At 45.7% G+C, this 9,118-nt stretch carries 5 protein-coding genes; 4 read left to right on the forward strand and 1 reads right to left on the reverse strand.

Annotation, left to right across the window (positions count from 1 at the left end):
* The first annotated feature begins 4 nt into the window (after positions 1-4).
* The 4 genes from PV783_RS17880 to PV783_RS17895 all read left to right on the forward strand — a co-directional run bounded on the left by PV783_RS17880 (position 5) and on the right by PV783_RS17895 (position 7,708).
* Positions 5-1,162, forward strand: a complete 1,158-nt coding sequence (locus PV783_RS17880) for a thiol-activated cytolysin family protein (RefSeq protein WP_420989019.1) — start codon at positions 5-7, stop codon at positions 1,160-1,162.
* A gap of 14 nt (positions 1,163-1,176) precedes the next feature.
* On the forward strand, positions 1,177-2,745 hold the full coding sequence (locus PV783_RS17885; RefSeq protein WP_420989020.1) for a S41 family peptidase: 1,569 nt from the start codon (positions 1,177-1,179) through the stop codon (positions 2,743-2,745).
* A gap of 65 nt (positions 2,746-2,810) precedes the next feature.
* Positions 2,811-4,415: a thiol-activated cytolysin family protein gene (locus PV783_RS17890; protein WP_420989021.1), complete on the forward strand. Its 1,605-nt coding sequence runs from the start codon at positions 2,811-2,813 to the stop codon at positions 4,413-4,415.
* Between the two features lie 239 nt (positions 4,416-4,654).
* Complete coding sequence (locus PV783_RS17895) at positions 4,655-7,708, forward strand: two-component regulator propeller domain-containing protein (RefSeq protein WP_420989022.1); 3,054 nt, start codon at positions 4,655-4,657, stop codon at positions 7,706-7,708.
* Here the strand turns inward: PV783_RS17895 and PV783_RS17900 are convergent.
* Entirely contained in the window at positions 7,698-8,339 is a 642-nt protein-coding gene (locus PV783_RS17900; protein WP_111580590.1) for a response regulator, read from the reverse strand. The genes PV783_RS17895 and PV783_RS17900 overlap by 11 nt on opposite strands.
* Positions 8,340-9,118: the final 779 nt, after the last annotated feature.

The following is a 9,118-nucleotide window of genomic DNA, read 5'->3' on the forward strand; positions in this document are numbered from 1 at the left end:
CCATATGATCTATACAAAAAAATTACGTTTGGCTATTCTCTTTACCGCGTTGGTATTGGGTGCCTGTAGCAAGAAGGCAGAGCAGAAAGACGGGCCGATGCAGGAAGTAGCGCCGTATTCATTCAGTCAGTTGAAGAAACACGGAGATACGGTTGTCAGGATACAGTCGCAGGCTCCGAAAGGAAGCCTGAAAGACTACCTCGATGAAAGGAAACTGAATATGGGGCAGTACGTCCGGGACAGTTTATGGCCTAACGCCACCGGGTATAGTAAATTTTATACTACAGAAGAAGTGGTGGTAGTGCCGGATAACCAGGGTTACGTATATCCTGGTTCATTGCTGCAAGGATATTCTGTTAGCACTCCAAACTATGTACCTTTACCTATCCGGAATTACAAGCGGTATCCCATTACAGCACGGGTAACTTTCCCTTCAGACGAGGCGGAAGGCGTGATTGACACACCATCTTTATCCAGGACGCGTATATTCCTGCGGAAAGCATTGCTGGCGCCGGGCTTTTCGGGCGCACAAATAGAGGAGTTTCTTTACGAAACATTCAACTTTTATTATTATGATGAACTAAAATGGGCCTATGGTTCGAATGTAAATATCAAAGGACTTTTTTCTTCCTCAAGTATTTCTACCGATGTTTCTGTTATAAGAACACAGTTTCCTACGGCGATAGTGGCCAAGTTTACCACCAGGAATTTCACGATGGTACTTGATGAGCCATCAAACGGAAAGCTGGTGGACGAGAGTAATGTAGACCTGGCCACCCTGTATGGTTATTCTCCTGTTTATGTGAACACGATCACGTATGGCCGTATGGGCATCATCGTGATTGAGAGCAATAATATGTCTGAGGAGGTGAAGCTGGCCTATGAAAAAACGATTAAGAAAATATTCAACCGTAGTACGGAAACACTTACGGAGTATGAAAAGACGTTGGTAAACACCTCCAAAATCAATGTGTACCTGATAGGTGGTTCGGCGACCCCGCAGGCGCAGGCAATAACCGGGTATGATCAGTTTATTAATTACATCGCTCATAGTGGCGGTTTTTCTGCCAGCGATCCGGGAGTACCTATTTTATTCAGCATGCGATACCTGAGTGATAATTCGCCGGTGAAGACCACTTTTCAAATAGATTATCCCCGGTAAATAAATAGGCGTATATGCGTATCAGTTATTCATTATTACTGGCAGCTGTTTTATGTGCTGCTTCCTGCCGGAAGCAGGATCGGGAAGAGACGATACCTTTACCGGGCAACAGAGAGGCATTAAGCCTGCTGTTGGATTCGGTGTATCTGTATGCGCAGCAGCTGTATTACTGGAATAAGCAGTTGCCTTCCTTTGAGCAGTTTGCACCCCGCAGTTATGCAAACGGCGCCCCGGGCGCTGATCTGGACCACCTGCGCAAAGAGCTGTTTGAACTTACCCGTTTTGCAGTTAACCCGGCCACAGGGCAGCCGTATGAGTTGCATCCGTATCATACCGGTCTGCCTAAGTATTCTACCATCGTAGATCCGCGTGATCCGTCTTCTTACAAGCCGGAAGAGTTATCGGCAGTGGAAGCATTGAAAGCCGGCGTAGGCAACTTTGGTTTGTCGCTGGCAGCGGCAGGCGATAACGATATACGGATCGTAACCGCCAGTAAAGGCGGTGCGGCGGCGGGCGCAGGGTTAAAGAGAGGCGACCGGGTGCAGGCGGTCAATGGCCGTACAGTAGCTACCACTGATGCCTTTTACAGCTATGCATCAACGGCATTATCCGGCGCTACCGTGAAGCTGGAAATGGCGGATGGTAAGAGCGGCGTTGTGAAGCAGGTGACACTGGTTAATATCACTTATGCTCCTAATCCTTTGTACAAGGAACAATTGCTGGATGCAGGTGGAGAAAAGATCGGCTATTTCGCTTATGAGCGGTTTACAGAAGAACAGAACACCCGTGCTTACCTGGACCCTTTATTCAAACGGTTTGCGCAACAGGGTGTACGTACCCTGATAGTGGATCTGCGTTACAATGGTGGCGGCTTTCAGAATACCTGTCGCTACCTGGCTAATATGATCGTACCTGTTAGTGCTGACGGACAGGTGATGTTCAAAGAATATTACAACCCATTGATGCAATCCGGGCAGGCAACGATCCTGAAGCAGCAGTACATACTGGATGGTGGTGGGAACCCGGTGATGGTGGATGGGCGTGCAGCAACGCTTAACGACATCGATTACAGTGTGGAGGCGAATACTTCGAAGTTTGAAAAAACAGGTGGCTTGGCCGCACTGAAACGGGTGTACTTTATTGTAAGCGGGCAAACCGCTTCTGCCAGCGAATTGCTGATCAACAGTTTGAAACCTTATATGGACGTACGGCTGATAGGGGTGTCTTACCAGGGTGGTGCAGTGAGGACCTACGGTAAGCCGGTAGGATTCTTTGATATTTCTGTTAACCGGTATAAACTCTATTTATCCCTCTATCAAAATAAAAATGCAAAAGAGGAGGGCGATTTTTTTGCCGGCATGCCGGCAGATGTATCCGTACTTGATGATCCCAGTTATGATTTTGGAGATGTGCGGGATCCCGCGGTGCATAGTATCATGAACATAGAAGCGCCCGGTCAGTATCCCCGTGCGATGGCCACAGCGCGTACCGGCGCCGGATTTCCGGTAAGGGCGGTAGGGCCTGTGGCAGCCACGCAATATGGATTGATCAAGCAGGTGAGCGAGTTGCATTTGCGGCGATAGACCAGCTTATGAGGAGCTTCTTTTTTAACAGGTCATTATTTAGAAATTACTATAAAACAAACACTATGTTTCCTTTCAGGCGTTTACTTATCTATGCAATGGTACCGGTACTGCTTTCCGGTTGTATGAAAGAGCAGGCGAAGCGTGCGGGGGAAAAGAAGGGAAGGTATTCTTTTTCCCATCTTCCTGATTTTCCTGTTACGCCTTTTAGTGTGAAGGGAAAGGCGCCGGATTCTTTATTGCCGGGAATAACGGCGGCAGCAATATTGAATGCACGCAAATCCCTCGGCGACATTGATGTACCGGGTAAGGAGAGCGTAACGCCCCGTGGGCCGGAGTTCAGGGATATTGTCAATACTACCACGTATACTTATGCCCAGTTGTTTGATGCAAATGAGTTTGTGGTGAACACAACGAATTCTAATACAGTATATCCTGGTTCTATCATCAAAGGTAGCAGTATAGAGGCATTCACACTGAACCCGGTATTAGGTTATGGGCGTCCTGTCACCGTATCAGTGTCTATTCCAACTTCGCCGGTGAAAGTGTCGAGAACGTTGCCGCTGGCCTCGCCGTCAGGTATGTTCCAGATGGTAAGAGAAGCATTGACAACAGATTTTGCCGGTGCTGCCGGCGCTTCGAGGCTGAACTTTGAGATGAAATCGTTTAGTTATTACCAGGAGTTGAAAACGCTGTATGGTTATAATTCAAAAAGCAATCTGCTGTTTGTAAGTAATGTTACCAGTGGAGATAAGGATCTGGCAAAGATATCCCGCACTACAGGAATTATGGTGAAGTTCCTGCAGCAAAATTTTACGGTAGACATGGATCTGCCGGAGGACGGGCAGTTGATAGACCGGAATGTGGATCCTGCTGTGTTTGACGGTTACGCGCCGTTGTATGTAAGCAGTGTAACCTATGGCCGTTTGGGTATCATGACAATAGAAACAAATGCAGAGCAGGCCAGGGCGGAAGAGGTTTTTCGTAAAGCCTTCAGTGTGCTGGGTATTGTCAATGGCGGCAATTCGCTGACATCGGAAGAGCAAGCGTTGATAGATGCTTCGGAAATAAAGGTATCTGTGGCAGGTGTACCCGGAGAAGAGGGGGTACAGCTGGTGATGGGTGTGCAGGGATTGTCTGCTTTACTGGCTAAAGGAATGACCTATACCGCACAAACGCCGGGTGTTCCGATTGTATTCAAGATGAGGAAAGTGGAGGACGATGCTAATTTTGCGGCGCCTTTCCAGGTGAACTACGGGATATATAATAAAGTGTACGCCAGTATAGAAATAGAGAACCAACGTCAAACCGGTAACAATGGCGCCGGAGCTACCTACAATATAGGAGATGTATACCTGGCATTTTACCAGTGGCCCAATAAGGTACAGCCGGTGGCAGCGGAAAACTTTATCGCACTGGATTACCTGGTGAATACCGTCTCTGTTAACCGGCAATATGGCCCTGATGGCTATTACAACCGGACTGACCGCAATGAAGATTTTACTATAAAAAATGCCAGTAAGAATACACGCCTGCTTTTGAAAAAAGATGCTACGCTTTCTTATCATGCCCGTTATTATGATCCGAATATGCCGAATAACGGAAGTGAATCACAGTCTGATTATACTTTCCGGTTAAAGCCCGGCAGCGGATATCTCATACAACTCTGATAACAGGAAAATTTAGGGGGCTAAAAATAAACAGGGCTGACCGTTGTGGTCAGCCCTGTTCTATTTTGATAAGTTTGTGTTTATGTAAATAAAATAAATGTATTCGCGGAAGTTATCCGGCAACCTACAGGGTATGACAAGTAAATATTGTATATCTTTATCGGATATATATAATATTACGGATGAAGTTGTATTGTTGTGATATTGTATTGTCGTGTTGAAGTGTTTTTATTGCCAAGATGAACCTTATTTTTTGTCTCAACCTGTTTTTATTGAACTTCATGCCAGCGGAGTCTGTTGTTTCAATGGACACATCTGTGCATTATTTTGTCAGGCGTTTTACTGATGATGATGGTCTGCCGCAAAACAGCGTCAAATTTATTGTGCCCGATAAGAATGGTTTCCTGTGGCTGGCCACGGAAAACGGGTTAACAAGGTTTGATGGCAACTACTTTCTCAATTTTAACAGCGATAACGTGCCTGGCTTGAAAAGCAGCAGGATGGCCAGGGTTCATCCCAATGATACTGCTATAACGGTAGAAACCGACCAGGGGGAAATATTAACAGTTACAGAGAGTACGGTAAAGCACATGGGCACGGAGCTGCCTGGATATAAATACCAGCGGTATGCTGCCCTCAATAACGACTACTACCCCATGAGGGGATGGCCTGATGACTATGCCGCGCATTTTGCAAAGGAGCGTCCGGTTGTGATGCCGTTGGATAAAGAAAGTTATTTTGCTGTATATCGTGATACCATTTCCCTTGTGAAGCAGGGGAAGCTGGCGTATCGCATTATACAGCCCCAGCTCGACCTGTTGCGTTTGTTTGTTTACAGTGGCAGGCTTTTCTACCTTAACAGGGATGGACACATCACGGGATGGGAAAACGGGCAGCCTGTAAAAGTACCGCTTATAGGAGATGTATTGTCTGACCCTGCTTTTACTAAATGTAAAATGGAATTGTTCTGGAACCTGGCGGCGCACCAGGTTTTTATTTATACGGATAAAAATTGTTACCAGTTAGAGATAGAACCGGGCGTGGGTATACGTAGTTCGCTGGTGCTGCGTGATTTCGATTTACACCGGAACTACATTTCTTCCATCTATTACGATCAGCTTAACAACCGGGTTTTCCTGGGAAGTTCCACAAAGGGCTTCTATATTGCTACCAGGCAACAATTTATAGTGCGTAAATCTGATACTTCAGAAGCGGAAGTATTTTATGCACAGGCACCTTTCCCGGGCAATGCGGTGGTAACATCTTCCGGGCTCGTCTTTAATCAAAAAGGAAAATATAGCTGGCTGCCGTCGTCGTTCAACAGGGAAAATACGATGGAGAAATATACACTGGTCCGTGATAGCCAGGGAAGATACTGGGGGAGAGGTGGAAAAACGTTAATGGCGGTATCACCGGATTTCAGCCAGATGTTGCGCCAGATTGAATTACCGTACCTCGTTAGCCAGATTTGCATCGATCCTGATGGAAATTTATGGGTGGGCGGGAAATATCCCGGACTGTACTATCTGAAAACGGCTGATCTAAAGCAGCCATTACATTTTCTTCCTGCCGCGGTTGATGATGTTACCTACCTGAAAGAGGGAAAACCGGGAACAGGCATTTTATGGGTGGGCACAGGCAAAGGGCTATACAGGGTACATTTGCCGTCAGGACGTACCGACACTATCAGGGGGCTGGAAGAAGGGCATATACGAAGTATCTATATTCCCAAACGGGGAGAAGTCTGGATTACTACATATAACAAGGGCGTTTTTCTTTACCGGAATGAACGGCTGGTGGCCCTGCCGCAGGACCGGCAGCGGTATATGGCTACCACTCATTGTATTACGGAAGACGACCAGGGCTATTTCTGGCTCACTACAAATAAAGGGTTATTCAGGATCAGGAGGCAGGATGCACTTGATTTTGCAGATGGAAAGCAGCACGATGTATACTACTATTATTTCGGAAAGGACCAGGGCTTTAATACGAACGAGTTTAACGGCGGCTGTGAACCCTGTGCCTTTGAGTATGACGACGGCGATATTTCTTTGCCATCGCTGGATGGGCTGGTGCAGTTTACGCCGTCTGCTATCCGGATGGAGATGCCGGACAAAGGAATATATGTAGACTGGGTGGAGCATAACCTGAAAGTAACAGAGGCCTCCGCACAATTTAATCTGCCCAATAATTTTCAAACTTTCCGGTTACATATCAGCTCTCCCTACTTTGGCGATCCCAGGAACCTGCAGTTTTATTATTCACTGGAGAAAGATGACCGGCAGGAAGAACAGATATGGTTACCTGTGAACAGCGATAAAACCATCACTTTCTCTTCTTTATCGTCCGGGGATTATCGTATCCGTATCCGGAAGCTGAAAGGGTTCGGGAGAGATCAGTATATCGAAAAGGTACTCGTCATCAGCGTACAGAAAGCTTTTTACGAAAGACTCTGGTTCGGACTGGCAGTATTAGCTACGCTGATCTGTCTCATCATCTTACTATACAAAATACATATCAGGAGTATAAGGCGGAAGAACCGGCTATTGGAACTAAAGGTAACAAGCCGCACCAGGGAGTTGGAGAAAACAATGACTATACTGCAGGACTCCGATGAACAGCTGCGTAAACAAAGTTTTATGCATAAGCGGCTTCTGGCTGCAATCACCCATGATATTAAAACGCCGCTGAGGTTTTTGCTCAGGGTTAATAAAGATGAACCCTCTTCCGGTGTGTTAAATGAGACGGAAATAAAAACGGTTACTTACGACAGCCTTTATCGCATGCATCACCTGGTAGATAACCTGATCCATTACATGCGGATCTCTTTCCTGACAGGTGAATTTGCTGAAGATACGGTAGACATATGCCAGCTGATAGAAGAAAAGATAGAGATCTTCAGACCGGTATCCGGCTCAAAAGAGATAGCCGTCATCAATCATATTCCGCCAGGAACCACGGTTGTGGTAAACAAGCTGTTACTGGCGGTTGTGTTGCATAACCTGTTGGATAACGCCATAAAATACACCGCCAGGGGAGTAGTGGAATTAACCGCTGAAAGAGGTGAAGGTGTTTTAACCATACATTTATCCGATACCGGCTACGGTATGTCGCCGGCAATAAGAGACTGGATCAATCACGCGGAAAAGGATGGCAACGGGCAGTACGACAGCGCCGGAATAGGGTTGATCCTTGTAAAGGAGTTGCTTACGTTGATCAACGGCAGAATGTTTGCCTATCCTGGTGTAAACGGAGGCACTAAAGTATCGCTGCAGCTCCGCATTAATGGGTAGCTACCTGGTACATCTGCGCTTTTTCTATTAAAGCGATCACATTTTTTACGCCTACTTTCTCAAAAATACGTGTCTTGTAAGTGCTCACGGTGGTTAGCTGCAAGTGGAGTATCTCTGCAATTTTTATCAGGGGGAGTCCTTTTGTAAGCAGGTTCATTACTTCGATTTCACGGGGAGAAAGCACCGAGAAGGGGTTGTTGGAACGCTCCTGTTGCCCCGTAAATTTACCAATCAGCAGATCCCTGACTGCCCTGCTGATATATTTTTCCCCTTTAAGAACAGCATTGATGGCTATTCTGAATTCTTCATCCGGAGAATTTTTTTCGATATAACCATCTGCGCCTGCCTGGATATAGTTAAGGGCATACAGTATTTCATCGTAAGCAGAAAAAACCAGTATCCTGATACCCGGTTGCCGTAGTTTCACGGCATCGATCATCTGGCGGTTGTTTCCACCGGGCATATTAATATCCAGTATCATCAGGTCGAAGTTTTGGGCTTCCATAAGGAAAATGGCTTCATCAAATGTTCTGGCTTCTGTAACAAGCATGGCGCCGGGCAAAGAGCAGATAATTTGTTTCATACCAAGTCTTACTATCGAGTGGTCATCTGCTATCAGTATATTTATCATTTTAGATGCTGGTTAGGGAACACAGGTGGCATAGCGGTTTATCGACCACTAAATTAACGTTTTTTTCTTCGTATATATATTACAGTATTGTAAATTTTTTACTATACGCTACTAAAAGAAGTACTACCTCAAAACCAGCAGGCGTCTGCTACTTTTGCAAAGTCGATCTGAGCCGGTAACATAAAAACACCGCCATATTTTTAGTGTTGATATGACACTAAGATGTTAGGATCAGCAACCACCTTGTTTCTGCGGAACTCCGGCAGCCCTGAAAGAATACCGGTAAAACCACTTTGCATTTGTTCAATAAGTTTTCATAGGATAGGGATTAATAAAATGAGTGCAATGCACTCTAATGGACAGTCGGTTACCCAGGGACGCAGTGGTACAGCGTTCCTGGGATTTTTTTTAGAAGTGTTCAGTCAGATTGGAAAGAAATGTAGTGTAAATACTACATATGCATTGAATGATAACGACAATCGCGCAGGTATAGTTTATCTACTTTTGCCTAGTAGATTTGTTCCGTTGAGTCATGTGAGCAATTCTAAGAATTTTTTCAGGACGAACTAATGATACCCGTATCCTTTTTTGTAATCTTAATATTTTCCTATGGAAAGCTTTACCCAATTACCGCAACATGCGGGCCTTACAATGCTGTACTGTCAAAAATCCCGTCAATTATGAAACCTGTGATGCGACCTGTGTTGGATCTGTACCGGATGAAAAGAGCAGTTTGCCATTTTTAATAAGCAACCATATCTGAATACAAGCACGCAAAG

Source organism: Chitinophaga sp. CC14 (genome assembly GCF_048957795.1).
Lineage (GTDB): Bacteria > Bacteroidota > Bacteroidia > Chitinophagales > Chitinophagaceae > Chitinophaga > Chitinophaga ginsengisegetis.

Coding starts and splice junctions, on each gene's coding strand:
- PV783_RS17880 (WP_420989019.1), top strand. CDS start 5: ATGATCTATACAAAAAAATTACGTTTGGCTATTCTCTTTACCGCGTTG.
- PV783_RS17885 (WP_420989020.1), top strand. CDS start 1,177: ATGCGTATCAGTTATTCATTATTACTGGCAGCTGTTTTATGTGCTGCT.
- PV783_RS17890 (WP_420989021.1), top strand. CDS start 2,811: ATGTTTCCTTTCAGGCGTTTACTTATCTATGCAATGGTACCGGTACTG.
- PV783_RS17895 (WP_420989022.1), top strand. CDS start 4,655: ATGAACCTTATTTTTTGTCTCAACCTGTTTTTATTGAACTTCATGCCA.
- PV783_RS17900 (WP_111580590.1), bottom strand. CDS start 8,339: ATGATAAATATACTGATAGCAGATGACCACTCGATAGTAAGACTTGGT.